Source organism: Paraburkholderia graminis C4D1M (assembly GCF_000172415.1).
GTDB classification, from domain to species: domain Bacteria; phylum Pseudomonadota; class Gammaproteobacteria; order Burkholderiales; family Burkholderiaceae; genus Paraburkholderia; species Paraburkholderia graminis.
The window spans coordinates 1-24,858 of record NZ_ABLD01000011.1 but is presented as its reverse complement, the minus strand read 5'-3'; the positions used below and the strand labels follow the sequence as shown (position 1 = coordinate 24,858).

General features: G+C 65.0%; 20 protein-coding genes and 2 riboswitches. Of the genes, 13 read left to right on the top strand and 7 right to left on the bottom strand.

The window, feature by feature from the left end; all coding sequences use genetic code 11:
* Window positions 1–243: 243 nt before the first annotated feature.
* From BGRAMDRAFT_RS18350 to BGRAMDRAFT_RS18335, 4 genes are all read left to right on the top strand, one after another.
* Complete coding sequence (locus BGRAMDRAFT_RS18350; protein WP_006050303.1) at window positions 244–534, top strand: hypothetical protein; 291 nt, start codon at window positions 244–246, stop codon at window positions 532–534.
* Window positions 535–740: 206 nt separating this feature from the next.
* Window positions 741–1,553: a peptidoglycan DD-metalloendopeptidase family protein gene (locus BGRAMDRAFT_RS18345; protein ID WP_006050302.1), complete on the top strand. Its 813-nt coding sequence runs from the start codon at window positions 741–743 to the stop codon at window positions 1,551–1,553.
* 83 nt (window positions 1,554–1,636) lie between these two features.
* Complete coding sequence (locus BGRAMDRAFT_RS18340) at window positions 1,637–2,341, top strand: septal ring lytic transglycosylase RlpA family protein (RefSeq protein WP_006050301.1); 705 nt, start codon at window positions 1,637–1,639, stop codon at window positions 2,339–2,341.
* A 538-nt stretch (window positions 2,342–2,879) separates the two neighbouring features.
* On the top strand, window positions 2,880–3,665 hold the full coding sequence (locus BGRAMDRAFT_RS18335) for an alpha/beta fold hydrolase (protein ID WP_006050300.1): 786 nt from the start codon (window positions 2,880–2,882) through the stop codon (window positions 3,663–3,665).
* Here BGRAMDRAFT_RS18335 and BGRAMDRAFT_RS18330 read toward each other — a convergent pair.
* Both BGRAMDRAFT_RS18330 and BGRAMDRAFT_RS18325 read right to left on the bottom strand, forming a co-directional pair.
* On the bottom strand, window positions 3,628–4,614 hold the full coding sequence (locus BGRAMDRAFT_RS18330) for a LysR family transcriptional regulator (RefSeq protein ID WP_006050299.1): 987 nt from the start codon (window positions 4,612–4,614) through the stop codon (window positions 3,628–3,630). The genes BGRAMDRAFT_RS18335 and BGRAMDRAFT_RS18330 overlap by 38 nt on opposite strands.
* 96 nt (window positions 4,615–4,710) lie before the next feature.
* A complete protein-coding gene (locus BGRAMDRAFT_RS18325; protein ID WP_006050298.1) occupies window positions 4,711–5,901 on the bottom strand; it encodes an MFS transporter in 1,191 nt (396 codons plus the stop codon).
* A 185-nt stretch (window positions 5,902–6,086) separates the two neighbouring features.
* Between BGRAMDRAFT_RS18325 and BGRAMDRAFT_RS18320 the strand changes: the two genes are divergently transcribed.
* From BGRAMDRAFT_RS18320 to BGRAMDRAFT_RS18300, 5 genes are all read left to right on the top strand, one after another.
* The gene (locus BGRAMDRAFT_RS18320) at window positions 6,087–7,049 is read left to right on the top strand and encodes a GlxA family transcriptional regulator (protein ID WP_006050297.1); all 963 of its coding nucleotides are present in this window, start codon (window positions 6,087–6,089) and stop codon (window positions 7,047–7,049) included.
* A 717-nt stretch (window positions 7,050–7,766) separates the two neighbouring features.
* Complete coding sequence (locus BGRAMDRAFT_RS18315; RefSeq protein WP_006050296.1) at window positions 7,767–8,504, top strand: response regulator transcription factor; 738 nt, start codon at window positions 7,767–7,769, stop codon at window positions 8,502–8,504.
* Window positions 8,501–9,988 (top strand): FecR domain-containing protein, encoded by a 1,488-nt coding sequence (locus BGRAMDRAFT_RS18310; RefSeq protein WP_006050295.1) that lies wholly within the window; start codon window positions 8,501–8,503, stop codon window positions 9,986–9,988. The genes BGRAMDRAFT_RS18315 and BGRAMDRAFT_RS18310 overlap by 4 nt, the downstream gene beginning before the upstream one ends.
* Before the next feature lie 85 nt (window positions 9,989–10,073).
* The gene (locus tag BGRAMDRAFT_RS18305) at window positions 10,074–12,629 is read left to right on the top strand and encodes a CHASE2 domain-containing protein (protein WP_006050294.1); all 2,556 of its coding nucleotides are present in this window, start codon (window positions 10,074–10,076) and stop codon (window positions 12,627–12,629) included.
* Window positions 12,619–13,293 (top strand): DUF4136 domain-containing protein, encoded by a 675-nt coding sequence (locus tag BGRAMDRAFT_RS18300; protein WP_006050293.1) that lies wholly within the window; start codon window positions 12,619–12,621, stop codon window positions 13,291–13,293. Before BGRAMDRAFT_RS18305 ends, BGRAMDRAFT_RS18300 begins: the two co-directional genes overlap by 11 nt.
* Window positions 13,294–13,307: 14 nt before the next feature.
* On the opposite strand, the gene bluB is transcribed toward BGRAMDRAFT_RS18300, so the two are convergent.
* From bluB to cobA, 5 genes are read right to left on the bottom strand one after another with little or no spacing between them, the layout of a single operon-like run.
* Window positions 13,308–13,955: a 5,6-dimethylbenzimidazole synthase gene (gene bluB / locus BGRAMDRAFT_RS18295; protein WP_006050292.1), complete on the bottom strand. Its 648-nt coding sequence runs from the start codon at window positions 13,953–13,955 to the stop codon at window positions 13,308–13,310.
* On the bottom strand, window positions 13,939–15,237 hold the full coding sequence (locus BGRAMDRAFT_RS18290) for a cobyrinate a,c-diamide synthase (protein WP_006050291.1): 1,299 nt from the start codon (window positions 15,235–15,237) through the stop codon (window positions 13,939–13,941). Before BGRAMDRAFT_RS18290 ends, bluB begins: the two co-directional genes overlap by 17 nt.
* A gap of 2 nt (window positions 15,238–15,239) precedes the next feature.
* On the bottom strand, window positions 15,240–15,842 hold the full coding sequence (gene cobO, locus BGRAMDRAFT_RS18285) for a cob(I)yrinic acid a,c-diamide adenosyltransferase (RefSeq protein ID WP_006050290.1): 603 nt from the start codon (window positions 15,840–15,842) through the stop codon (window positions 15,240–15,242).
* Entirely contained in the window at window positions 15,839–16,270 is a 432-nt protein-coding gene (locus BGRAMDRAFT_RS18280) for a cobalamin biosynthesis protein (RefSeq protein ID WP_006050289.1), read from the bottom strand. Before BGRAMDRAFT_RS18280 ends, cobO begins: the two co-directional genes overlap by 4 nt.
* The gene (gene cobA, locus BGRAMDRAFT_RS18275) at window positions 16,267–16,989 is read right to left on the bottom strand and encodes a uroporphyrinogen-III C-methyltransferase (protein WP_044021378.1); all 723 of its coding nucleotides are present in this window, start codon (window positions 16,987–16,989) and stop codon (window positions 16,267–16,269) included. Before cobA ends, BGRAMDRAFT_RS18280 begins: the two co-directional genes overlap by 4 nt.
* A 204-nt stretch (window positions 16,990–17,193) precedes the next feature.
* A riboswitch (cobalamin riboswitch) is annotated at window positions 17,194–17,437 on the bottom strand.
* Window positions 17,438–17,506: 69 nt separating this feature from the next.
* A riboswitch (cobalamin riboswitch) is annotated at window positions 17,507–17,787 on the top strand.
* 166 nt (window positions 17,788–17,953) lie between these two features.
* On the opposite strand from cobA, the gene cobW reads away from it, so the two are divergent.
* The 4 genes from cobW to BGRAMDRAFT_RS18255 all read left to right on the top strand — a co-directional run bounded on the left by cobW (window position 17,954) and on the right by BGRAMDRAFT_RS18255 (window position 24,676).
* Window positions 17,954–19,063, top strand: coding sequence for a cobalamin biosynthesis protein CobW (gene cobW / locus BGRAMDRAFT_RS18270; protein WP_006050286.1), 1,110 nt, complete (start codon window positions 17,954–17,956; stop codon window positions 19,061–19,063).
* Between the two features lie 14 nt (window positions 19,064–19,077).
* On the top strand, window positions 19,078–22,881 hold the full coding sequence (gene cobN / locus BGRAMDRAFT_RS18265) for a cobaltochelatase subunit CobN (RefSeq protein ID WP_006050285.1): 3,804 nt from the start codon (window positions 19,078–19,080) through the stop codon (window positions 22,879–22,881).
* Window positions 22,878–23,978 carry an ATP-binding protein gene (locus tag BGRAMDRAFT_RS18260; RefSeq protein WP_006050284.1) on the top strand — a complete coding sequence of 367 codons (1,101 nt, stop codon included), beginning with the start codon at window positions 22,878–22,880 and terminating at the stop codon, window positions 23,976–23,978. Before cobN ends, BGRAMDRAFT_RS18260 begins: the two co-directional genes overlap by 4 nt.
* A gap of 98 nt (window positions 23,979–24,076) precedes the next feature.
* Entirely contained in the window at window positions 24,077–24,676 is a 600-nt protein-coding gene (locus BGRAMDRAFT_RS18255; protein WP_044021377.1) for a vWA domain-containing protein, read from the top strand.
* Window positions 24,677–24,858 lie beyond the last annotated feature (182 nt).

Sequence of the window (24,858 nt, the reverse complement as noted above, 5' to 3'; positions counted from 1 at the left end):
GTCGCAACGACCGTGCGTGTCGATCAAAACCGCGCGTCTTTCAAAAACGCCGTGCCGCGCTAGAAGCCCGCCTTTTCATCGTATTCAAATCTCGTCACATCTGACTCGCTACTGTTCAAAGGCGTCACAAATCGTCAAGGATTGCTGAGTTTGACCTGATGCCGTCAACGGTTTCTTTTCGCACTCGTTGAACACGCGACCATTAATCGGTCAGTCAACGCATACGTTAAGGAAAACACCGTCATGAACAAGCAACTTCTCGCCGCCGCCGTCGCTGGTCTGTTCTCGATCGCCGCTTTCGCGCAAGCCTCCGCGCCCGCAGCTGCTTCCGCGCCGCAAGCGGCTCCGATGCATGCAGCTTCGGCCGCAACGCACGAAGGCGAGCCGGTAGCCCCGCATCATCACGCGAAGAAGCAGCACAAGCACGCGCACAAGCACGCGCATAAGCATGCACACAAGCACGCGGTATCGACGGCACAGGGCGACGACAACAGCGCGCCCGTAGCCGACGAAGCAGCGCCTGCCAAGCCGTAATTTTTCCGTCGGTTAGCGAGTCTGCGAAGAAGCGGGCCGGTGCGAGCGCATCGGCCCGCATCGCCGCATTCGCTTCACATCGGCATGAAGAGCGCCATCCGGCCGCGACGCCGATTTGCATGATTGCATGGTTGCATTAGCGCACACACAAAAACGCGAGCGCTGAAACGCCGCTCGGCAAGATCACGATCTCTTCTCATCCGTTAATGAAAATCTGTTTGCCCCGATGCGCAGCGCCGCGCGTTCTGAAGCTGCTCGCATGGTCATTGGCCGGCGCGCTGAGCGGCTGCTCGCTGCTTTCGCCGAGCACGCCGTTGCTCGAAGCGCCGGTCAGTTCGTCCTACGATCCGATCTCGGCCTGGACGGCCGGCAATGCGTCGGCCGCGTTGAATCCGCCGACCGTGCCCGCGGGGTTTTATCGCGTGAATCCGGGCGATACGCTGACGGCCATTGCGCACGACTTCGGCCGCGACGCGTCGGCGATCGCGCAATGGAATCGTCTTTCCGCGGATGGCTCGCTGCGTGCCGGGCAGATATTGCGCGTCGCTCCGCCCGCGGCAACGCAGAACGTTGCGGCCGCAACGGATCAGCGCGCGGCCACAACAGCGGACAAGCACACGGATGCCGCATTGACCACCGCCGCCGACGCCAAAGCGCGGCTTGCCTGGCCCGTCAGCGGCGCGGTCACCGAGCCGTTCGTGGCCGGCAAGACCAAGGGCGTGACGATCGCCACGCGCGCCGGCGAACAGGTCAAAGCCGCGGCGAGCGGCCGCGTCGTCTATGCGGGCGGCGGCATCGCGGGTTATGGCCAGCTCATCATCGTCAAGCACGACTCGCATTTGTTGACCGCTTACGGCAACAACCGCGCGCTGCTCGTCAAGGAAGGCACGCCCGTCAAGAAAGGGCAGGCCATTGCGGAAGTTTCCGCGGACGCCGCCGGCGATGCGTCCGTGCATTTCGAAGTGCGCAAGGACGGCAAACCCGTCGATCCGCTCGCCTACCTTCCCAAGCGCCATTAAGCCGGCGTTTGTTTCCCCGAACCCACCAGACCGCACACGACGCGCGACGCTGTTCACGCAGCGCGGCGCGCGCGACGACGCTCATGATTTCTGATTTCCGCAGTTGTTCGACAGGCCGCCTTTCATCGGCGCTTGCATTGTTAGGCGCCGCGCTCGTGCTGGCTGGCTGCGCGCAACCCGACGCGGGCGTAAGCCCGTCGGGCTTCGACGCCCCGGCCATTCACACGCTGCGAGGCGCGGGCGGATCGCGCTCGAAACATAACGACGGCGTCGGTGCGGACGCTGCCGGCGTGCCGCTCGCGTCGGCCCCGCAGCCGCACGCGCACCGGCAGCCGCACGCGGACGCAGACGCAGACGCGAACGCCGATGCCGACGCCGATGCAGACACCGACACTCAGTCCAGCGCCGACGATTCGCCCATCGTGCCGGCCTGCGCCTGCGGCAAGGGCTTTCAGCAGACGGGCTTCGCTTCATGGTACGGCAAGCTCTTCGACGGACGCCGAACCGCGAGCGGCGAACGCTACAACATGCATGCATTGACGGCGGCGCATCGCACGTTGCCGCTAGGCGCTTGCGTGCGTGTGACGGCGCACGGCCGGCCGCGCTCGGTGGTGGTGCGCATCAACGACCGCGGGCCGTTCGCGCGCGGTCGCATCATCGATCTTTCGTATGCCGCCGCAGAAGCGCTCGGCGTTCGCGCGGCGGGCCATGCACAGGTCACGCTCGAACACATCGCGCCGGTGCGCGGGGCCGACGGCACGCGTCGCTGCATGGATCAGCCGGTCTGATGTGACGCGTTGCTCATGCCTGCCGGTTGGTTTCAGCGGGCTTACGTATGGGTGACGGCGGCCGGTCTTCCGCGGTGTTATACGCAACAGCGGACTGTAACAAATCATCGCTTGTGTAAAACGCGCTGTTTTGCGGCTCTTTGGTCGTAAGTTTTTTGATGCCGCATGCAGCATTGCTTGCGGGCTCACAGCTATTACGGCGTGCGTAATAACTACCGCCTGCGTCGTTACAAAAGTACTTCTTTCATCTTGAGGAAGACTTTCTTAGCAGCTATTTTTTGAGCACTCGTGTGGTAGCCCCCGCGAGCGTGTGGTGTTTTTTGAGCGGCATCGTCTCATGCGGGACGATGCCGTTTTTTTGCGCGCGACGCCTTGCGCCGGCGTTCGCTCCACGTCCGATCCGATCGCGCGGCGATCGACCGTATAAAGAAGAACAGCGCTTATCGGATGGCTCGACGAAATCCACAATGTGGCCACGGTTGCAGGCAAGCCCGCACCGTTCACTTACGCGCAACGAGCATTGGCAAGGAGCATTGCTATGGATATCCGGACGAGGGCAACAACGATTCATGTCAGAGAGCGGGGCAGCGGCGAACCGGCACTCGTGTTTCTGCACTACTGGGGCGGATCGTCGCGCACGTGGGACGCGGTTGTGGGCGAACTGTCGAGCGCGCACAGGAGCATTGCCGTCGACCATCGCGGATGGGGCAATTCCGCGGCGCCCGAGCAAGGCTATACGATCGCGGACTTGGCCAACGATGCGCACGATGTCATCGAAGCACTGAAGCTCTCGCGCTATGTGCTCGTCGGGCACTCGATGGGCGGCAAGGTCGCGCAACTGCTCGCGTCGCGCAGGCCCGAAGGACTGCAGGGCGTCGTGCTCGTCGCGCCGTCGCCGCCTTCGCCGATGGTGCTTCCCGACGAGCAGCGCGCCGCGATGGCGGCGGCGTACGACTCGCGTGAATCGATCGAATGGGTGCTGGATAACGTGCTGAGCGCGAATCCACTCACGCCGGCGCTGCGCGAGCAGGTGATTGCCGACAGCCTGCGTGGTGCGCCGCAAGCGAGAGCAGCCTGGCCGAACGCCGCGATGCTCGAGGACATCACGCACGAGGTCAGCTCGATCAACGTGCCCGTGCTCGTGGTGGCCGGCGAACTCGATCAGGTCGATCGCGTGGACACGTTGCGCGCGGAGTTGCTGCCGCGAATTGCCGGCTCGCGTCTGCAAGTGCTGGCGGGCACCGGACATCTGTCGCCACTCGAAGCGCCGTCGGCGCTTGCGGCGATCATCCGGCAGTTCGTTGGCGAACTGGGCGCTTCGTAGCGAGCGAGCGGCGCTGGCCCGGGCGTGCCGGCGGTGCTTGCCTGAAGCGATCCCACGGCGGCTCGTCGCCGAAAGCAGCCGCGAGGTAGTCGAGGAAGTGGCGCACCTTCAGCGGCAGATGGCGCGCGCTCGGATAGACCGCCTGGATCGCGAGCTCGGACGCCTGATACTCGGGCAGCAGTTCGACGAGCTTTCCGCATGCGATCTGCTCGCCGAATACGAACGTCGGTCCGTAGACGACGCCCGCACCGGCGAGCGCGGCTGCAAGCAGCATCTGCGTATTGTTGGCGGCGAGCCGGCAGGGCCCGTCGATTACGTGCGCGCGTCGTTCGCTGTCGAAGAGCGTCCAGTCGCCGACGGACACGGCTTCGCTGAACGTGAGCCGCGGCGCTTGCCGCAAGTCGTCGGGGCTGCGCGGCATGCCGTTGCGTGCGATATAGTCCGGCGACGCGCAGATCACCATGCGGCAGGGCGCGAGCCGCCGCGCGATCAGCGCGGAGTCACGCAAGCGACCGATCCGCACGGCGACGTCGACACCGCTTTCCAGCAGATCGACGTAACGGTCCGACAGCGCAACTTCAACGTTGACGTGCGGGAATTGCTCCATGTATCGCGCGAGCACTTCGCCCAGGTGCATCGCTCCGAACGTGACCGGCGCGGCGACTCTGAGCACGCCGCGCGCGATGCCGTGCGCGTCGCTGGCTTCGCGGTTGGCTTCGTCATAAGCGTCGAGAATGCGCTTGCATCGCTCGTAATACGCGTGGCCGACATCGGTCAGGCTTAAGCGGCGGGTGCTGCGCTGAAGCAGCCGCGCGTTCAATTGCGCTTCGATCGCGCTGACATACTTGCCGGCCATCGCAGCCGATAGGCCAAAGCGGCGCGCTGCCGCCGCGAAACTGCCTTCGTCGACGGCGGCGACGAACACGGCCATGCCAGTCAAGCGGTCCATGCGTTCCTCGATTCGATTGCGCAGCGATCCGCGCGGGCTATCCCGCATGAGCGGAAAATCGCGATTATCGACGCAAACGAACCACCGTTGCCAGGCTCACGCCGCCTCGGTCTCGCGACGGGGCGCCGCGCGATGCGCTGCTTGCGGCCGTTCGATCCGCCGATACGCCGCCTCGGCGAGGATCAACGCGAGCGCAATCAGCGCGGCGGCCACGACGCTCAGATAACGCCCGCCCGTCGATTGCAGCACGACGCCGCCGAGCACGCCCGAACACGCGAGCCCGATATACGTGGCCGTGTTGTTCAACGCGAGCAGCAACGGCGCGACCTGCGGCGAGACTTGCACGAGCCGGTGCTGCTGCGGAACGATGAGCCCCCATCCGCAGAGACCCCAGACGATCAGCGCAACGACAGCGCTGACGACGTGCGCCGAAGTCCACGGCAGCGCGCAGAAGTTGATCGCGGCAATGCACAGCATCGCATTGATGATGTGGCGGCTCGCGAACTTGTCCACTAGGCGTCCGGCCAGCAGATTCCCCACCGTCGCCGCCACGCCCCACACCAGGAACAGGCCGGCGAGCATGCGCTCGTCGCCGTGCGTCACGCGATTGAGCACGACGCCCGCGTAGGTGTAGACCATCAGGAAGCCGCCGAACGCGAACAGCGATGTGAGCAGCGTGAGCGCGACGCGCGTGTCGCGGACCGGCGTGAGCCGGTCGCGCAATTTGATCGGCTGCGGCTGCGCGACGGAGGGCAGCATCGTCCACACGCCGATCATCGCGACGAGACCGAGCAGCGTGACGAACCACAGCGTCGTTCGCCAGGTGCCGAATCCGCCGATAAACGTGCCGATGGGCGAACCGAGCGCGGTCGCGCCCGTCAGGCCCGCCGTCACCGTGGCGAGCGCGCGGCCGCGCTTTTCGGGCGACGCGAGCGCGGACGCGACGCCCAACGCAGTAGGCGAAAAGAGCGCGGCGCCGAAGCCTGCGAGCGCGCGGGCGAACAGCACCCAGTGCAGGTCGGTGGCCATCGCGCTGATCGCGTTGCCGACGACGAAAACGCTCAGCGCGCCAACCAGCAGCGGCTTGCGCGGCCATGCGCCGGCGACGGCCGCCATCACCGGCGCGGCGATCGCGTAGGTCAGCGCATAAAACGTCACCATCAGGCCGGCCGCGCCGACCGAGGTATGCAGCGAGGCCGCCACGCCGGGGAGAATGCCGGCGACCACGAAGTTGTCGGTGCCCATCGCGAACATGCCGAGCGCGAGTATCAGTAATCGACGGTCCATGTGAAGGTTCTCTACTTTTTAGCCAGCCTGTTGCGTTCCGATGCACGGCCGCGCGGCCCTGGCGCGGCGATGCGGTCCTGTCTGCGCCGGACGGCCGGCGCGATGCATAGACCAAGCATAGCCTTCGTTGACCGCGTCTCAAATGTCGTATATACCATCAATTCAGGACATGGCTGGAGCCACGCATGCATACGATCGGTTTTGTGGTTTTTCCCAACTTCTATCTGATGGGTTTTGCGGCCGTCACGGCGTTCGAACTCGCCAACGGCGTGCTCGACGAGCCGGCGTACGACATAACGCTCTTGTCGGAGACGGGCGGGCTCGTGCCGTCGTCGGCGGGAATTCGGGTGGAGACCCAGCCTTTCGGCGACGCCACATTCGATACGGTGATGTTCGGATCGGGCGTCGACATCGACCTCCGGTCGCCCGCGCTGACCGCGTTCGTCAGACGCTCGCTCGAAACATCGCGGCGGATCGCAGCGCCCTGCACAGGCGCGTTCGTGCTTGCCGAAGCGGGCGCGCTCGACGGCCGGCGCGCCACCACGCATTGGCGGTTCGCGAACGATCTGCAGCGCCGCTTTCCGAAGATCGCCGTCGAGGAAGATCAGATTTTTATCGTCGACGGGCCGATCTGGACGTCCGCGGGCATGACGGCCACCATCGACATGGCGCTCGCGATGATCGAGAAGGACCACGGCCAGGACGTGTCGCGCACGGTCGCGCGCAAGCTCGTGGTGTACCACCGGCGCGCGGGCGGGCAGTCGCAGTTCTCGACCTTGCTCGACCTCGACCCGAAGTCCGACAAGATCCAGAAGGCGATCGATCACGCGAACGCCAATCTGCGCAACGCATTGACCGTCGAAGAACTCGCCGAGGTGGCGGGACTCAGCCCGCGCCAGTTTAGCCGCGCGTTCAGCGCCGAGACGGGGCAGTCGCCTGCGAAAGCGGTCGAGCATTTGCGCGTCGAAGCGGCGCGGCTGATGCTGGAAAAGGGCCGCCTGTCGCTGGATGTGATCGCGGACGAAGTGGGCTTTACGGACCGCGAGCGAATGAGGCGCGCGTTCCTGCGCACGATCGGGCAGCCGCCTCAGGCGGTGCGTCGTCTGAGCCGGGAGGCGCGCGGGGTGGTGGAGTTGCACGCGGGCTAATTGCGCGCAACAACGGCGATAAGCGGTGGCGCCGGCAACGCCTGGCGGATTTGACAAAGCTTAAACGATTTATTTTGAGACAGTTCCTATACTGACTCACGAATGTCAAATCGCTGTTTCCGCGCTGTTTTCTGTTCCCGGCCGCGGTTTGAAAAGCAAGGCGGCGGGGCCAGCACCGCGCGAGAGAGACCAACTAATCCAATAGCGAGCCCAGTGGGCGAAGCGCTAATCGGCAGCACCTGAGAGGCAAAAACGAAAAACGTCGGAGCGGCGCGCAAGGCCGCACCGAACGGCATTCGGCGGCATTTTGCGGCATGCAGGCGGCTCCCAAAACGGTACCTAAGCGGTGCCAAAGCGTTGCTCGAAAGGGCGATGCAATGCAAAGGCCGCCGCTGCCGCGACGTTTAATGATGCGAGCATAAACGCGCGTTTTTTCGATTATGATTATCGCCGGTTTGATAATCGCCGCTCCTAAATCAAAGAAAATGCGCACAAATTTTGAGACGGGGCGGCAACAGCTTTACGGGGCGCGAGGCGAAGGACCATTAGTTGAAAGAAAGTGGAAGAAACTTCGAAATGAGTGGAAAGCCGGATCGTCGGTGCCAGCGAGCACCGGCATCCCGGCCGATCCGCCGGTTTGCGGCACCGTTTGACGGTGCTCGTGCGCTGGCCCCAGTTATAGATGACGAACAAACGTAAGTCGCGTTGCGGGGTTTTATGAGAATTGCTGTCCTGGATGACGATTCGGCGCAGGCCGATCTAGTTTGCCAAACGCTGTCGGCGGCGGGCCATGTCTGTCATGCCTATGGCCAGGGTCGCGAACTGGTGCGGCAGTTGCGGCGCCAGACCTTCGATCTGCTGGTGCTCGACTGGAACGTGCCTGACATGTCCGGCGAAGATGTCTTGCGCTGGGTGCGAGAAAGTCTGTCGGAGCGCTTGCCCGTCCTGTTCATGACGAGCCGCGGCCATGAAAGCGACATCACGTCGATTCTGAATACGGGCGCCGACGACTACGTCGTCAAGCCGGTCTCCGGCGCCGTGCTGCTTGCGCGCGTCGGTTCGCTGCTGCGGCGCGCCTATCATCTGAAGCCGCCGTCGGCGAAAGAAGTGTTCGGCGAGTTCGAATTCGACCTGCACGCGAAGCATGTGGTGGTGCGCGGCACGAAGGTCGCGGTCACGCAGAAGGAGTTCGAGCTCGCGCTCCTGCTGTTCCAGCATCTGAGCCGGCCGCTGTCGCGCGCGCATATTCTCGACGTCATCTGGAAGCAGGCGACCGACATCCCGTCGCGCACGATGGACACGCACGTCTCGATGCTGCGCAGCAAGCTCGGTCTGCGCCCCGAACACGGCTACCGTCTGACGCCGATTTACGGCTATGGCTACCGGCTCGAACGGCTCGAATCCGCGAGCGACGCGCCGGCCGCGGCCGACCGTCGGGAAGCGGGGCAGGCGTGACCTTTGCCGTCGATCTTGCCGCGGCGGAGCGCGGCAGTGCAGCGTCGGCGAGCCGCCGCGCGAGCGCGTGGCTCGCGGCAGCCGGCATGCTCGCGATTGCCTGTTTCGCACCGCCTGACGCGCACGCGCAGTCTTCGCGCGCGCCCAGGCAGCGCGCGAAAGCCGCGCCGCCCGCCTATGTCTCCTACGTGACGCGCGAAGGCGACACGCTCTATGAAATCGCGAGCCGCTATCTGATCGACGGCGGCGACTGGGCGGTGTTAAGCCGCCTGAACCACGTGCCCGCGCCGCGTCGCATGCACGCCGGCGTCGCGCTGCGCCTGCCCGCCGACAAACTGAAACAGGACGCGGAAACCGCGCGCGTGATTGCGACGAGCGGCCCCGCCGAACATGCGTTCGGCAAGGGGCCGTATGTGCCGCTTGCGGCGGGCGAGATGCTCGGCGAAGGCGACCGCATCCGCACCGGAACCAACGGCTTCGTCACGCTGGAACTGTCCGACGGCTCGCACGTGACGTTGACCGACGACGCGATGCTCGACATCGGCAAGCTGCGGCGAACCGCACTGACGGGCGCGGGCGACCGGCAACTCGAGCTGCGCCGTGGGCGTGTCGAAAGCGAGGTCACGCACGCGACGAAGAAAGACGACCGCTTTCAGATCCGCTCGCCGTCGGTGGTCGCGGGCGTGCGCGGCACGCACTTCCGGGTCGCTTACGACGGCGACGCGCAAACCACCGCCGTCGAAGTGCTGGATGGCGCGGTCGGCGTCGATCCCGATTCGGCTCTGTCACGTGCGCCTGCACCCGGCCTGCCGTTGCAGGCGTCGGCGCAACTGCTGGCGGCGCGCTTTGGCAGCGTCACGCGAGCCGGCGGCGCGCCAGGCGAAGCAGTCGAACTGCTCGCCGCGCCCGCGCTTGTTCAACCGGCCCGCGTGCAGGACGGCAAGACGGTGGCCTTCGATCTGATACCGGCCGCCGCCGGTGGCTCCGCTGAGACGGCGCGCAAGGCCGCGGCCTATCGCGTGCAGATTTCGCGCGACGCCGACCAGCTCGACCTGATTCGCGACCTGCGCGTGAGCACGCCGCACGCGGACTTTGGCGATCTCGCCGACGGCACGTATTTCTTGCGCATCGCCGCCATCGACGCAAACGGGCTCGAAGGTTTGCCGCAGGTGTATGGCTTCGAGCGGCGTCAGTTCGGACTGACGGCGTCCGCCGCGCCGCGCGCCGGCAGTCACGAGTACGAGTTCCGCTGGTTCGTGAGCCGCGCGCCGGCGTCGGGCGAAACGCGCTTTCGCTTCGTCATGGCGACGACAGCGGATCTGCGTCATCCGATCGTCGATCGCGCTGATCTGACGGACGGTCAACTGGTGGTGAGCGATCTGCCGCCGGGCGTCTATTACTGGACGATCGTCGCCGAGCAGTTCGACAACGGCCGCTTCTACGAGACGACGAGCGCGGTCCGCTCGTTCACGCTCGCGCGCTGACGTTGGCGGATTCGCTGGTAGATTCACGGAGCCGCATACGATACGCTCCCGGACTCGCACGCCCAACAGACCCTACGCGCACGCCTTGCTGAACACATCTACGCGCCTGAGCCTCGACCCGCGCGCCCGTCTCGGACGGCGCGCGGGTCGGCGTTTTCTGATCGAATGGGCGGCGATCGGGAGCCTCGGCCTCATCGTGATCCTGCTCTGTTCGATCGGACGCATGAGCGCGAGCGTCGATCACCTGGTGTACGACCACTTGCTGAGCTGGCGCGCGCAACCGGTGCTGCCCGACATCGTCGTGCTTGAAATCGACAATGAAAGCGTCGCGGAACTCGGTCGCTGGCCGTGGCCGCGCAGCGTTCATGCAAAGCTGCTCGAGCAGATCGCGAGAGCGAAGCCTGCCGCCGTCGTCTACGACGTGCTCTTCACAGAACCCAATGCCGACGACGCCGCGCTTGCCCGCGCGATCGCGCTGAGTCCGACTTATCTGCCGGTGCTGCTCGAAGATGCGGGGCGCGACGCGCCGCGCGTGGTCGTCGAGCCGGTCGCGCCGCTTGCGCGCGCCGCGGCCGGCCTCGGGCATATCAACCTCGAGGTGGACAGCGACGGCATCGTGCGCAGCGTCGCCCAGTTCGAAGGCGACGCCGACGCGCGCTGGCCGCAATTGATGGTGACGGTCGCAAGGGCGGCGCAGCGGGGCGCGTTTGTGCTGAATCCGCAGCCGATGAACCAGGCGAGCGCAGCGCGCGGCGACGCAAGCAACGACGCAAACCCCGACGCAAACCCCGACGCAAACCCCGACGCAAACCAAGACGCATCCACCGACGGCCGCTTCCTCATCCCATTCAGCCGCAACGCGCAGCGCTATGCGAAGCTGAGCTTCGCGAGCGTGCTTGCCGGCGACGTCCCCGTGGATAAACTGCGTGGCCGCATCGTCGTAATCGGCGTGACCGCATCGGGCCTTTACGACCGGTTCGCGACGCCGGTGTCCGGCGAGTTGGGGCCGCTGCCCGGCGTCTACATTCATGCAAACGTGCTGGATACGCTGCTGACCGGTCGCCAGGTCCTGCCGGCCGCGCGATGGTTGCTGTTCGCGGTGTCGCTGGTGTCGCTTGCCGCGCTGCTGGCCGGTTTCCTCGTGTTGTCGCCGCGCCGCTCGTTGCTGCTCACGGGCGCGCTGTGCGTGATCGCGCTGACGGGCAGCGCCGTGCTGCTCTACGGCGCGCGGCTGTGGCTGTCGCCGGTGCCGGCGATCATCGGCGTGGTCGTCGTTTATCCGATCTGGAACTGGCGTCGCCTCGAAATGACGATGGCCTATCTGCGCAAGGAACTGCAGCGTCTCGCCGACGAACCGCACCTGCTGCCGCAGACTCCGCAGACGCCGCAACGCCGCCGCGAATTCGGCGGCGACGTGCTGGAGCAGCACATGGCGCTGATGGCGCAAGCCGCGCAACGCGTGCAGGACATGAAGCGCTTCGTGTGGGACAGCCTGAACAGCGTGCCGGAGCCGATTCTCGTCAGCGACGTGCGCGGCATCGTGCTGATCGCCAATCATGCCGCCAAGGCGCATTTCGCGCGGCTCGGCGCGCCCATGCCGGAAGGACGCGCGATGCAGGCCGTGCTCGGCGGGCTGACGCTCGTCAAAGCGATCGACAGCGGCGCGGCGTCGGACGCCGACCAAACGCTCTTCGCGCGCGCACACTGGCCCGCGCTGCTCGATCCCGCGCGCAGCGAATTCGCCGCGCTGATGGCGCAGGGCGTCGAGGTGCGCGACGCCGACGAACGCGATCATCTGCTGCGCTATGCAAACTGCACCAACGCGCAAGGCGAGACGACCGGCTGGATCGCGGGTCTCGTCGACGTGTCGGCGCTGCACGCAGCCGAGCGTCAACGCGAAGACGCGCTGCGGCTGCTGTCGCACGACATGCGTTCGCCGCAGGCGTCGATTCTCGCGCTCGTCGAAATGGAGCGCGCACGCGAGACGCCGGCGCTCGCGCGCGGCGTGCTCGAGCGCATCGAACGTTATGCGCAACGCGCGCTGACGCTCGCCGATGACTTCGTGCAGCTCGCGCGCGCCGAATCGCAAACCTACATGCTGGAGCCGGTGAATCTCGCCGAGCTGATGATCGACGCGAGCGACGAAGTCTGGCCGCAGGCGCACGCGAAGCGCATCGCGCTCGATACGGGAACGGACAGCGCGACAGGCCGCAGCGGCCGCGACGAGAACGACAACGACGGCCACTGGATCTGCGCGGACCGTTCGCTGATGACGCGCGCGCTCGTCAACATCCTCAACAACGCGGTCAAATATAGTCCATCGGATACGCGCATCGCCTGCGAGCTGTCGTATGTGAAGTCTGCCGGCGTGTCGTGCACGATCCGCGACGAGGGTTATGGCATTCCAGAGGAACAGCAGGCCGGCTTGTTCGAGCGCTTCAGGCGATTCCATGAAACCGAGCGGCCCGACGTGGGCGGCGCGGGGCTCGGCATGGCCTTCGTGAAGACAGTCGTCACCCGCCACGGCGGCGATGTCGAGGTCGTGAGCGCGCCTGGCCGCGGCACGGCGGTAACGATCCGCCTGCCGGCACTGGACGACGAACAATCGGAGTTGCCCACGAGGCCTCTTCATGGCGTGTGAGCACGCAACCTATCGAAGCGAGGAGAGAACGGTGAAAGCGGTGAAAGCGGTGAAAGGGCTGAATGCGATCCTTATCGGCGCGCTGCTCACGGCGGCGACTCTCGCCGGCTGCACCGGCATGCACGCCGACGTGCATACCGCCACGCCTGCAACTGCACTGCCAGGCGAGCGGACCTATAGCTTCGCGCGCATGCCGACGCAGGGCGCGCAGGGTGCGCAGAGCGACCACGCGCAGGTCGAAACCCAACTGCGAGACGAGCTGGCGAAGCAGGGCTTTGCCGATACCGCTGACCGTCCCGCGCACTACGTGCTGTCAGTCGGATACGAAACGCGTCCCGCCGAAATCGGCGTGGATCGCAGCGACTGCACGGCCGGCGATTGCGGTCCGCAGAGCGGCGCACCGTTCTCGCTGTTCGGGGCACGTGCGTATAGGCATACGCTGACGCTGCGTTTTTTCGAGCGCGCGAGCGGACGCGAGATCTACAAAGTGAGCGCGGCCAGCACGGATCGCGACGCCGATCCGCTGCGCGCGACGCCGTCGCTGATCAAAAGCGCGCTGGCTCAATTTCCCTTCGACGCACCGGCCGACTGGCGCGTCAAATTGCGCATGGATAAAGCGCGCGGCGTGCCGGATGTCGTGTCCGTCGAGCCGCTTAAAAAGTAACGCCGCTGCTGCGCTTAGAGGTTCTCAGGCCAGCGGTTTTCGAACACACAATCGGCGAGCGGCATGCGATCCGCCCAACGCTCGGTCTGCAGCATCGGCTCGCTATAGAACCGGTCGACGTGCCCAAGACACAGTATCGCGACCGGCCGCGCGCCTTCGGGCATATGCAGAAGCCGGCGTACCGCATCGACGTCGAAGAGCGACACCCAGCCCATGCCGAGGCCTTCCGCGCGCGCGGCGAGCCACATGTTCTGGATCGCGCACGCGACTGACGCGAGATCCATCTCCGGCAACGTGCGTCGGCCGAAAACGTGCCGCTCGCGGCCGTCCATCAGCGCCATCACGAGCAGCTCGCCGCATTCCAGCATGCCTTCCACTTTCAGCTTCATGAACTCTTCGCGGCGTTTGCCGAGCGCGTCGGCGGTGGCAAGCCGTTCGCTTTCGACGGTTGCATGCAGCGCGGCGCGCAACGCGGGATCGGTGATGCGCGCGATCCGCCACGGCTGCATGAAGCCGACGCTCGGCGCGTGATGCGCGGCGTCGAGGAGACGCTGCAACACGGCGGCATCGACGGGATCGCGCACGAAATGGCGCATGTCGCGGCGTTCGTGGATCGCGCGATAGACCGCATCGCGGTCGGCGTCGTTAAAAGGCTTGGCCATTGAAGAGAGCGGCCGCGAAAGCCGGGTTGGAGGGCCAGTAAGCGTGCATATAAGTTGCGACGATGGAGCCGGCGCGATATAGCGCCTCGCCGGGCGCATCGCCTTGAGGCCGCGTGGCCGAGCGCAGCGGCACTAACGCGGTGCTCACCTTCGAGTAGTGAAACGTGTGACCGGTCATCACGCCATGCAGGCTGTCGATCTGCTGCATGCCGAGCGCGGTGAAACGCGTTTGCATCGTCGCGTGGCCGGGCAGCAGGCCGAGCATCGGCGTGCTGACGCCTTGCGTGTCGGTGAGTCGATCGAGCAGATACAGCATGCCGCCGCATTCGGCGACGAGCGGTTTGCCGTTTGCCACATGCGCGCGGACCGCAGCGGCGCTGCGCATGTTGGCGGCGAGCGCCGCCGCGTGCAGTTCGGGGTAGCCGCCGGGCAGATACACAGCGTCCGTGCCCGCGGGCAACGGCTCGTCGGCGAGCGGCGAGAAGTATTGCACGCGCGCGCCGAGTGCTTCCAGCAGCGTGACGTTGGCCGGATAGATGAACGAGAACGCTGCGTCGCGCGCAATGGCGATCTCCTTGCCTTGCAGAAGCGGCGGCAGCGCCAGCGGCGTGGGCGCGCCGAATTCGACGGCGGGCGGCAGGTCGGCTAACGCCGTATCGGCGAGCGCATCGGCGGCGCGTTCGAGGCGCGCGTCGAGGTCGTCGATTTCGGCCGCTTGATGCAAGCCGAGGTGACGGTCGGGCAATTCGATTTCATCGCTTGCTGCGAGGTGGCCGCACCAGCGCAGCGTCGGTGGCAACGCTTCTTGCAGCATCTGCGCGTGACGCGCCGAGCCGACGCGGTTAGCGAGCACGCCATGAAACGGCACGTGCGGCCTGAAATTCGCGAGCCCGAACGCGACCGCGCCGAAGGTCTGCGCCATCGCCTTCGCAGAAATGACGGCGAGCACGGGCACCCCGAAAGCGCTCGCGAGATCGGCGCTGCTCGGTGTGCCGTCGAACAGACCCATCACGCCTTCGATCAGGATCAGATCGGCTTCGGCCGCCGCCTCGGCAAGCAGATTGCGGCACGCGTCCTGACCGACCATCCACAGATCGAGCGACAACACCGGCGCGCCGCTCGCGTGCGCCAGAATCATCGGATCGAGAAAGTCGGGCCCGGTCTTGAAGACACGCACGCGCCGCCCGAGCCGCCGATGGTAGCGCGCAAGACCCGCGGTGATCGTGGTCTTGCCCTGGCCCGACGCGGGCGCGCTGATGAAGAGCGCGGGGCAGGCGGGCACGTTCAGAACTCCACGCCGCGCTGCGCTTTCACGCCTTGCTCGCGATACGGATGCTTGACGATGCGCATTTCGGTGACGAGGTCGGCGGCTTCGATCAGCGCCTCGGGCGCATGACGGCCCGTCACGACCACATGAAGCATCTCTGGACGCGCGGCGATCACGGACAGCACTTCGTCGAGCGGCAGGTACTCGTACTTGAGCACGGTGTTCAGCTCGTCGAGGATCACCATCTGATAGTCGCCGCTTTCGATCATCCGGCGCGCTTCGTCCCAGCCCTTGCGCGCGGTCGCGATGTCGGCGTCGCGGTTCTGCGTGTTCCAGGTGTAGCCGTCGCCCATCGTGACGAAATCGCAATTCGCAATCGCGCCGAGAAAGTCGCGCTCGGACGTATGCAGCGCACCCTTGATGAACTGCACGACGCCAAGACGCATGCCGTGGCCGAGCACGCGCACGGCCATGCCGAACGCAGCGGTCGTCTTGCCTTTGCCGGTGCCGGTGTTGACGATCAGCAGACCCTTTTCGACGGTCGCGTTGGCCTGTTTCTTTTCGTGGCCTTCGCGCCGGCGTTCGGTCATGCGTTGATGCGATTCGGGGTCGGTCTTCATGGAAGGTCCTGGTCAGTGAAGGTGGCGCTGCGCGGCAGCGCGTGTTCGGTCGATGCAATCGCCACGGTGACGCCCGCGTGGACGGTTTTGCGAGCGACGAGATAGGGCGTGTGAGCAGCAGCGTGGATCGACGCGCCAAGCAACGCACAAGGTTCGCAGACGCCGTCGACGCCGAGATGCTCGCGCGCCGCCGCCGACGGCTCGGCGACATGCAGCGCGGCAATCTGCTCGCGAGTGAAGAGTTGCAGCGGCAATTTGTGGCGCGCGCAGAACGCAAGCAAGCCGGGTTCTTGCGCTTTGGTTTCGATCGAGGCGACGGCCGCGATGTCTTCGAATGAATGCGAGCCGAGCGCTGCGCGCACAGCGTTTTCGATTTCTTCCGCCGACGTCTGCAAGCGGCAACCGATGCCCACGCTAAGCGTTTTCATCGGACATCCTTCGCCAGCGACGCCACGCCGCCGATCACCACGATCGCGGGCGAGCCGAGTCCCGCGCGCGCGACGGCATCGGCGAAATCACCGAGTGTGGCGAGCGCATGCCGCTGCTCGGGGCGCGTTGCGGATTCGATCGCGGCACACGGAGTCTGTGCCGACATGCCCGCTGCCAGCAACGCGCCGACGATGTCGTTTAGCCGCCGCATGCCCATATAGATGACGAGCGTCATGCGCGTGGCGGCGAGCGCGGCCCAATCCGGCTCGCTCGTGCCCGCGCCGTGGCCGGTCACGAACACGACGCCTTGCGCATGATCGCGGTGCGTGACCGGAATGCCGATGGCCGCCGGCGCCGCAATGCCGGCCGTGATGCCGCTGACGATTTCGACATCGACGCCCGCGGCATGCAGTGCCTGTTGCTCTTCGCCGCCTCTGCCGAACACGAAGGGATCGCCGCCTTTGAGTCGCGCGACGCTGCGCCCTTCGTTCAGATGCGCGAGCATTTGTTCGACGATGCCGTGTTGCGGCGTCGACGGATGACCGCCGCGCTTGCCGACATACACGATGCACGCATCGGCGCGCGCAAATTGCAGCACGTCGGGGTTCACCAGATCGTCGACGAGTATCACGTCGGCTTGCGCGAGCGCGCGGGTTGCCTTCAGCGTCATCAGTTCGACGTCGCCGGGGCCTGCGCCGATCAGCCATGCGCGTTTCATCGCGGCATGCGCCGCGTCGGCGCACATGCAATCATGCAGCGTCGACATACACGCAATGTGATGGAAATTGAAGTCATTCGAAACTGTGCATTCGCGCACGACAGCAAACGCGGATTGCAGACCGCTTCCCTAAGTCGTGCTTGAGCGCCTTCACATCCGTCCCTCGCGGATTCCGGCGGCCGGCGGCGTGACGTTGAGAACGCACGGCCGCCTCCGCGTCTGGCCGGTATCCGGGCTGGCGGCCTCATGCGCTTTGCCTTCCCGCCCACATTCGTTCGAATGTGCTGGACAGTGGCACTGAAAACGCATGTGCGGCGCAAAAAATAATCGCGCCGCCGGTCGCTTACCGTTGCGGGGACAGCACAGGTTGAGCGCAAGCGCGCTGCCTGTTTCCCGTTTAACTGCACACGCGAGCGCATGTGCGGGCACCAGACGCGCGCATACGATAGCACACGGCAAGCCCGTCCGATAAGCGTGCGGGGCTTGCGTTTTCTTGACGGCGCAAGGCGCGCGGCCTACACTCGCACGCACTTCTGGTGCTCGTGTGCGCGCTCGTGCGCATGCAGTTAAACGGGAAACAGGGCGCCCGCCTCGCATGGATCGGGTCAACCTGTGCTGCCCCCGCAACGGTAAGCGAAAAGCGACGTCATGGCGGTTTGCATGGCGCCGCGGAGCCGGCTTCGATGTCCACGCGCAAGGCCGCGTCGGCATATCACCACTGGGCGAGAAATCACTCGTCCGGGAAGGGGAAGCGGCGCTTTCGCCAGCCCGGATACCGGCCGGAACACGAAGGGCGAACGCCGCGGGGAAGCGGCGCTGCGCTCATGACCTCATACCCGTATTCTGCGTTTCCCTGGTGTAGCGGCAAGGCCGTCGTGCGTCCCCGCGTTTTGCGATGCGACGTCATGCGCAAAGCGCGTGATTCGGCCGGCCAGCAGATGCAACTCTCACGGATGGACTCACCATGCAAGTTCAGATGCGCAAGATTCCCGTCACCATCGTCACGGGCTTTCTCGGCAGCGGCAAGACGACGTTGCTGCGGCACATTCTTCGGAACGCGGGCGGCAAGCGCATTGCGGTGATCGTCAACGAGTTCGGCGAGATCGGCATAGACGGTGAAATCCTCAAAGGTTGCGGCATTGGTTGCGATGAAAACGGCGTCGAGACCGAAGGCCAATTGTATGAACTGGCGAACGGTTGCCTGTGCTGCACGGTCCAGGAAGAGTTCTTTCCGGTGATGGAAAAACTCGTCGAGCGCCGTGAGCAGATCGACCATGTGCTGATCGAAACGTCGGGGCTCGCGTTGCCGAAGCCGCTCGTGCAGGCGTTCAACTGGCCGCAGATCAAGAACAGTTTCACTGTGGATGCGGTGATTACGGTGGTCGATGGACCCGCTGCGGCAAGCGGTCAGTTCGCCGAAAACCCGCTTGCTGTCGACGCGCAACGCAAGGCCGATCCGAATCTCGACCACGAGTCGCCGCTGCACGAATTGTTCGAGGATCAGTTGTCGGCTGCGGATCTGGTGATTCTGAACAAGACCGATCTGCTCGACGAAGCAGGCCAGAACGCGGTCGAAGCCGTGATTCGCGCCGAAATTCCGCCGCAGGTGAAGATCGTGCGCGCGCATAAAGGCGAACTCGATCTGCATGCGTTGTTCGGGCTTGAAGCGGCGTCGGAGGAAACCATTCACTTGCGCCACGATCACCACGGTTCGGCCGACGACGCCAATCATCATCACGATGAGTTCGATTCGGTGGTCGTGAATGCAAAGGCACAGTCGCGTGAAGCGGTGATCGCCGCGCTGCAAGGACTCGTGGAAAACAACACGATTTATCGCGTGAAGGGTTTCGCGGCGTTGCCGGGCGCGCCGATGCGGCTCGTCGTTCAAGGCGTGGGCCGGCGCTTCGATAGTTATTTCGATCGACGCTGGCAGCAAGGTGAACTGGAAGAACTAGGCGAAGGCGCCGAAAGCCGCTTCGTGCTGATCGGTGAAGACCTCGACCAGGCTGCGCTGCAACGCGCGTTCGACGCGGGGCTCGGCGTTGCAGCCGCTGTCGCCGCGCAACAGACGTAAGCAGGTATAGACACATGCATCTGCTGCGCACCACGCCGGGCGGTTTCGTCGACGATACGCAAGGCGTGATCCGCATCGATCAGCGGCCCGCGGACATCGTCATTCTGAGTTCCGCGGATACGACGCTGTCGTTGCTCGCGAGCGCGTTTCCCCGTCTCGGCGACGGCTTTCCGAGCGTGCGCCTCGCGAATGTCACGTATCTGCGGCAGCCGGCCTCCGTGGACTTTTACGTCGAAGACGTGTTGCAACATGCGCGCGTCGTCGTGGTCGATCATCTTGGCGGCGAGGCGTACTGGCCATACGGCATCGAGCAGGTGGTCGCGCTTGCCGAGCGCAAACAGCAGACGCTCGCGATGTTCTCCGGCGATCTGCAGGAAGATCCGAACCTGCTCGCACGCAGTACCGCCGATGCCGATCTCTGCCATCAACTGTGGCGCTATCTGCGCGAAGGCGGGCCGCAGAACGCCGAGGCGTTCCTGCGCTGCATCGCGCATCGCGCGCTTGGGTGGGGCCGCGAACCGGCGCCGCCGCGCGCGTTGCCAGCCGCGTCGCTCTACCATCCCGCATGCGATACGCCGACTATCGCCGACTGGCAGGCGCGCTGGCGGCATGCCGCGCCCGTTGCCGCGATTCTGTTCTACAAGGCGCATCTCCAGGCGGCCAATACCGCGGTGTTCGATGCGCTGATCGACGCGCTGGAATCCGAAGGCATGAACCCGCTGCCGATTGCGATCACGTCGCTGAAAGATGCGATGAGCCGGGAAGTCGTGCAGTCGTTGTGCGCGCAACATGATGCCGCGCTAGTGCTCAACACCACTGCGTTCGCCGCGTCTGCGATCGACGATCCGGAGCCGCTCGCGCTCGCAGGCGATGCGCCGGTGCTGCAAGTGATCCTGAGCGGCGGCAATCGCGACGACTGGGTGAAGGACAACCAGGGCCTCAATTCGCGCGACATCGCCATGCATATCGCGCTGCCGGAAGTGGACGGCCGCATCATCACGCGCGCGATCAGTTTCAAGGGACTCGCCTATCGTTGTCCGCATACGGAAGTCGACGTGGTCCGCTATCAGCCGGATGTCGAACGCGTGCGTTTTCTCGCTGAACTGAGCCGCCGCTGGTGCCGGCTGCGTTCGCTCGATAACGCGGACAAGAAGCTCGCGCTGATTCTCGCCAACTATCCGATGAGCGAGGGACGCATCGGCAATGGCGTCGGGCTGGACACGCCGGCGTCGGTGGTCGGCATTCTGTCGATGCTGCGCGACGAAGGTTATCGCGTGGCCGACGTGCCCGAAGGCGGCGACGCGCTGCTGAAGAAGCTGACCGAAGGTGTGACGAACGATCCCGTCGTGCGCGATCTGCGGCCCGCTTTGCAAAGCTTTGCGCTTGGCGACTACCTCGCGCATTTCAATGCGCTGCCTGCTCAGACGCGCGATGCGCTGAACGCGCGTTGGGGGCCGCCGGACCAGGACCCGACCGTGCGGCGCGGCCGTTTCATGATTTCGGGCTGGCGCTGCGGTCATGTGTTCGTCGGCATTCAGCCGTCGCGTTCACGCGACCAGGGCGATTACGCGAGCTATCACGACGCCGAACTGGTGCCCCCGCATGCGTACCTGGCGTTCTATTTCTGGCTGCGTCATCAGTTCGGCATCGACGCAATCGTGCATGTCGGCAAGCATGGCAACCTGGAATGGCTGCCGGGCAAGAGCGTCGCATTGAGCGACACCTGTTGGCCCGATCTGATTCTCGGGCCGATGCCGCATCTGTATCCGTTCATCGTTAACGATCCGGGCGAGGGCAGCCAGGCGAAACGCCGTGCGCAGGCGGTGATCGTCGATCACCTGATGCCGCCGCTCACGCGCGCGGAAAGCTATGGGCCGCTGCAGGATCTCGAGCGCCAGGTCGATGAATACTATGAAGCATTGATGGTCGATCCGCGCCGCTCGAAGCTGTTGCGCCGCACGATTCTCGCGACCATCGTAGAACACAGGTTGCATGAAGAGCTGAGCCTGTCGGAGCCGAACGGCGAGGACGATGAAGATGTGCTGTTGACCCGCGTCGATGCGTGGCTCTGCGAATTGAAAGAGGCGCAGATTCGCGATGGGTTGCATACGTTCGGTCAATCGCCGCACGGCGTGCAACGGCGCGATACGTTGCTCGCGCTGGGGCGCTTTCCCGTCGGCGATGGGCAAGGCGGCAACGCAGGTTTGATCGATGCGTTGGCGCGCGATCTGAACATCGATCGGTTCTTCGATCCGTTGTCTGTCGATTGGTCGGCGGCATGGACGGGTCCGCGTTCCGATGTTCTGCAACGCGTGAGCGACGCGCCGTGGCGGCATTGCGGCGATACGCGCGAGCGTCTCGAACTGCTCGCAGCCGACATGCTGCGTGCAATGTGCAAGGAGCAAGGCGACGCTTCAAACGCTTTCGCCGAAGTCAGCCTGCCGCAAGCATCACGCGTACTCGAACGTTTGCGCAACGACGTGCTGCCGCGGCTCGACGCATGCGGCCCCCAGGAAATGCTGCATCTGAAGCGCGGCCTCGAAGGGCGTTTCGTGCCGCCGGGGCCGAGCGGTTCGCCATCGCGTGGCCGGCCCGATGTGCTTCCCACAGGGCGCAACTTTTATTCGGTCGACACGCGCGCGGTTCCCACGCAAGCCGCCTGGTCGCTCGGGCTCAAGTCGGCTCAGCAATTGATCGAGCGGCATCTGCAGGAACACGGCGATTATCCGCGCGCGATCGGTCTTTCCGTATGGGGCACCGCGACCATGCGTACCGGCGGCGACGACATCGCGCAGGCGCTTGCGCTGCTCGGGGTGCGGCCGAAGTGGGCGCCTGGCAGCCATCGCGTGACCGACTTCGAGATCATGCCGATCGAAGCGTTCGACCGCCCGCGTATCGACGTCACGTTGCGCGTGTCCGGTTTTTTCCGCGACGCTTTCGCCAACGTGATGCACCTCTTCGATGCGGCAGTGCAGGCCGTCGCCGAACTCGACGAACCCGCGGAGCTCAATCCGATTCGCGCGCGTGTTCTGCGTGAACGCGATGCGTTGATCGCGCGCGGCATGGACGCCGCCGAAGCACGCAAGCGCGCCGGCTGGCGCGTGTTCAGCGCGCGGCCCGGCGCGTATGGCGCGGGCTTGCAGGACATGATCGACTCGCAACAGTGGCAGACCGACGCGGACCTCGCGAATGCTTACCAGGCGTGGGGCGGTTATGCGTACACGCAGAAGAGTGCGGGCGAAGAGGCGCGTCAGGCGTTCGGCGCACGCCTCGCCGCAATGGATGTCGTCTTGCAGAATCAGGACAACCGCGAGCACGATCTGCTGGATTCGAACGACTATTATCAGTTTCAGGGTGGCATGGTGGCGGCCGTGCGGCATCTCGCGGGCAATCAGCCGAGCGTCTATCACGCCGATCACAGCAATCCGGCCGCGCCGCGCGTTCGCACGCTTCATGAGGAAATCGCGCGCGTGATCCGCTCGCGCGTGGTCAACCCTAAATGGATCGACGGTGTGAAGCGCCACGGTTATAAGGGCGCTTCGGAAATCGCGGCCACGGTCGATTATCTCTACGGCTATGACGCGACCGCGCGCGTGGTCGCGGATCATCAATATGCGCTCGTCGCCGATGCTTATCTGAACGATCGCGACACGCGCGAGTTCTTGCAACAGCACAATCCGCATGCGCTGCATTCGATTTGCGAGCGTCTGCTCGAAGCGATGCAGCGCGGTTTGTGGCAGGCGCCTGGCGACTATCGCGCGCAGGTCGAACAGCATCTGCTCGCGAGCGAACAGCAGATCGAAGGAATGCAATCATGAATGCCGCCACGCACGATGCACGCGACGGCGCGCCGCAGAAAAGACCCGCGTTTCCGTTTGCCGCGTTGATCGGACAGCCCGCGTTGCAGCAGGCATTGCTGCTCGCGGCGATCGATCCGGGCATCGGCGGCGTGCTGGTCAGCGGGCCGCGCGGCACGGCGAAATCGACGGCAGCGCGTGCGCTCGCCGAGTTGCTGCCGGAAGGGCAACTCGTGAACCTGCCGCTCGGCGCAAGCGAGGATCGTTTGATCGGCACGCTCGATATTGAAACGGTGCTGCGCGACGGCTCCGTGCGCTTCTCGCCCGGGCTGCTCGCGAAGGCGCATCGCGGCGTGCTGTATGTGGACGAAGTGAATCTGCTGCCCGATGCGCTCGTCGATGCGTTGCTCGATGCGGCGGCGAGCGGCGTGAATACCGTCGAACGCGATGGCGTATCGCATAGTCATGAGGCGAGCTTCGTGCTGATCGGCACGATGAATCCTGAAGAGGGCGAGTTGCGGCCGCAATTGATCGACCGTTTTGGCCTGATGGTGGAGTTGCAAAACTGTTTCGAGCCGCGCGTGCGTGAGCAGATCGTGAAGGCACGGCTCGCGTTCGATCTGGATGCTGCTGGTTTTCGTGCGGCTTATGCGCAGGAGCAGGCGCGGTACGTCGAGCGGATTCATGCGGCGCGCGAGGCGCTGCCGCAGCTTTCTTTCGACGACGCAGTGCACGCGCACGTCAGTGCGTTGTGTATCGACGCCGCCGTGGATGGCTTGCGCGCCGATCTCGTGATGCTTCGCGCGGCACGTGCGCTCGCGGCGTTCGAGCTTGCGGACGCGGTGACGCCGCAGCATGTCGAGCGCGTCGCGGATGCGGTGCTGATGCATCGGCGGCGTGAGCGGGGAGCGTCGTCTGCGAGTAGTGCGCGGGATAGCGAGACGGAGTCCTCGCGTGAGTCGCAGCGGGGCTCGACTGCGCATTCGCCTTCGTCTTCCTCTTCACCTTCGCCAGACGAGGCCGCTCGCGGCGAAGGCGATTGGGGTTATCTGCCACCGCAGCCGGCCACGACGACGCACGTCAAAGGCGTTATCCCGCTCAACGTAAAAAAACGCTGAGCCATCGGAAGGGCGCCGCCGCTGAGTTGGACAGCGGTTTTCGATGGCGGCAAAAGGCGGATGCGGTCTTGCGTTCGCGTGGCGATGCGCGTCTTGAGATGCGTGGTAATTCGAGCCGGCGTATCGCATGGCCGCAGACATTCGCCGCGATGGGGAAACAACGGCGGCGCGCGCTGAGTGCCGAAGATCTGCGCTTCATGCGTGATGTACCGCGCGGCGGTGTGCTGCATTGCTTCGTGCTGGACTGTTCGGGCTCGATGCTGGCCGGAGAGCGTCTCGCGCTTGCCAAGGGTTTGCTGATTGCGCTGTTCGACCGCGCGAGCGCGATGCGTGCGGAAGCTGCGCTGGTCTGCTTCGGTGGAGCGGGTGCGGATTTGCGTTTCGGTCCCGCCGTGCCGCGCTGGTGGAACGAGCGATGGCTCGAGCCGGTCGGCGGTGGCGGCGGTACGCCGTTCGCAGCGGGCGTTCAGTGCGCCACGCAACTGCTCGAGCGCAGCGCGCGGCGCAAGCCCGCGCAGCAGCGCTGGGTGTGGATACTCACCGATGGACGCACAACAGATGAGGCGGCACGGCCTCCTCACGCGGACGAGATCGTATTCGTCGACTTCGAGCACGGCACGATACGGCTTGGCCGCTGCGAGAGACTGGCTACCGCCTGGGGCGCGCGGCACCTGACGCCGGAAGAATTGATCGGCTGAAGGGCGAGAAGATCTGCCGACGACCAGGCTCCTATTCAGTGACAAATATTTTCATTGGATAACTAACTATTCTATTCGCCGGAGAAGAGTGCGGCTTGTTGCCGCTTTTTCTTGCACTTCTGAACTTTTCGAAAATAATTGCAGAGAAGGGGTTGACGGGTTGCGGACCGCATCGCATTAAT